Annotated in this window: 2 protein-coding genes and 1 pseudogene; all 3 read left to right on the top strand. The window is 72.3% G+C overall.

What is annotated here, in order from left to right:
* Positions 1-546: pseudogene (locus JUB11_RS32355) on the top strand (2-polyprenylphenol 6-hydroxylase); the annotation flags it as partial.
* A gap of 107 nt (positions 547-653) precedes the next feature.
* On the top strand, positions 654-1,340 hold the full coding sequence (locus JUB11_RS32350; RefSeq protein WP_207462922.1) for a phosphatase PAP2 family protein: 687 nt from the start codon (positions 654-656) through the stop codon (positions 1,338-1,340).
* A gap of 473 nt (positions 1,341-1,813) precedes the next feature.
* A partial coding sequence (locus tag JUB11_RS32345) for a hypothetical protein (RefSeq protein ID WP_207462921.1) occupies positions 1,814-2,155 on the top strand: 342 nt, incomplete at its 3' end.

Below are 2,155 nucleotides of genomic sequence, written 5' to 3'. Positions count from 1 at the left end.
GTGGCGCAGGTGCATTTCGAGGCCGGCTACGTGCCGCGCCACCAGTCCATCGAGATCTTCACCCAGGCCTGCCGCGCCATCGGCGAGCCCCTCCAGAACAAGCCCCTGAACGAGATTTCGGTCGGGCGGCTGCTGGCCCAGCTCTTCGCGGTGACCGAGCAGTTCGAGATGGAGACGCAGCCCCAGCTCCTGCTGCTCCAGAAGAGCATGCTGACCGCCGAGGGCGTCGGGCGCATCCTGAACCCCAACATCAACATGTGGGAACTGGCGCGCCCGCTGATCGAGGAGTGGATGCGCGAGAACCGCGGCCCGGAGGCGCAGATCCTGGATGACCTGGAAGGGGCCGTCACCACGATCCGCCGCCTGCCGCACCTCGTCCGCGAGGTCGAGCGCACCGCGACCCAGATCGCCGAGGGGGGCTTGAGGCTGCACCCCAGCACCATCCGATTCATGCTGAACGACTGGGAACGCCGCCGCCAGAGCGAGCGCTTCGGCCTCTGGGCGGTCATCGCGCTGCTGGCGGTCATCGCGCTGGAGCTGATCTGAGCGGTCCGTCCGCCTCCAACACCTTCATCCGGCACCGTTCCACCCGGCGCGCGGAACAGCCCGCCCGCCGCGCCGTTGCCCGGAACGGAGCAGGCGGGAGACGGACGTTGCGGCTGGACGATGGGCGGCTGGCCTATGGGCAACTGGGCGATGGGCGGCTGGACGGTGGTGAGCGGAGGGGGCGGAAAAAGACAGCTTTTCCCGTCGCCCTGGACTGGATCTGCCGCCTGGACGAGGCGGCGCGGGGCAACTGCCTGGCCCGCCCGGCGAACCGCACCGGGCCGGTCGCCGTCCTCGGGCGCTACGCCATCAAGCGTCATGTCCTGATCCCGGCCTTCGCCGGCCTGTGGGGAATCGGCGGCCGCTGCCGGAAGCCGCGCCTGCGCCGTGCCGGCATGGTCGGCCTCGCCGGGCTGGCGGGTGCGGCGCTGGTGAACAGCGCCATCAAGGCCACCCTGCCGCGCGGGCGCCCCGACGATTGCGGCAGCGCGCGGCAATGGGGCGCCGGCTCGCAAGGGCGCTCCTTCCCGTCCGGCCACGCGGGCAGCGCCTTCGCGGCGGCGACGGCGGTCGCCACCTCCTTCGAGGATCCGCTGGTCGCCGGAGTCGCCTTCGGCTGCGCGGCCGTGCTGTCGGCGGGCCGCGTTCTGCGCGACCGCCATTGGCTCTCGGACGTCGTGGCGGGCGCGCTGGTCGGCACGGCCGCGACTCTGCTGGCCGCGCGGCTGATCGTCCGCGACGGCCGGGCATCGGCGTCGGCGTCGGCGTCCGCTCCCCTGCCCGATCCGGGCTAACCCCTACTCCCCGCACCTCTCGTTCCGATTCCCGCGCGGCCGGGCAGCCGGGTTGCCTCATCCGCAGCCCGGGCGGGACCGGCTGTCCCCGCCGTTACCTTTGTTCCTCGAGCGAAGATCTGGTCTGGGGACGGACGCTATGGCCGAACGGCATGGAACACACACCGGAAGCCTCTGGATCCTCGGCGGCCTCGCCCTGGCGCTGAGCGGCTGCGTGACCACCGGCGGCAAGGGCACCGTCGTCGATTGCTGGACGTTGAGCTCCAGGGCGCTGGCGGAGGCCAAGGCGAACGGGATGTGCGGCGACGCCATGGCGCTCAACACGGTCCTGCCGCCACGCCCGCCGCCCCTGCCCCAATGGAAGAAGCCGAACTTCGGCTCCAGCAACGCCTCCGCCGAACGCGGCGCGGGTGGCCTTGGAAGCGGGAGCGGCGACTCGGGCTCGGGCTCCGGCGACGGGGGCACGGGAGGAGGTGGCGGCGACGGAGGCGGAAATTCCGGCGGCACCGGCAATGGCGGCGGCACGGGAGGCGGCGGGTCCGGTGGAGGTGGTGGAGGCGGCAGCAGTGGGAACAGTGGTGGTGGCGGGGACGGTGGTGGTGGCGGAAACGGTGGTGGCGGGAACGGCGGTGGTGGCGGGAACGGCGGTGGTGGCGGGGACGGTGGTGGTGCCGGGAACGGCGGTGGTGCCGGGAACGGTGGTGGGAACGGGAACGGTGGTGGGAACGGGAACGGTGGTGGGAACGGGAACGGTGGTGGGAACGGGAACGGTGGTGGGAACGGGAACGGTGGTGGGAACGGGAACGGTGGTGGGA

The sequence above is a fragment of the Azospirillum sp. SYSU D00513 genome, from assembly GCF_017356015.1.
In the GTDB taxonomy this organism is placed as follows: domain Bacteria; phylum Pseudomonadota; class Alphaproteobacteria; order Azospirillales; family Azospirillaceae; genus Azospirillum.
The sequence above is the reverse complement of the archived record's forward strand: the minus strand, read 5'-3'. Positions and strand labels throughout refer to the sequence as shown.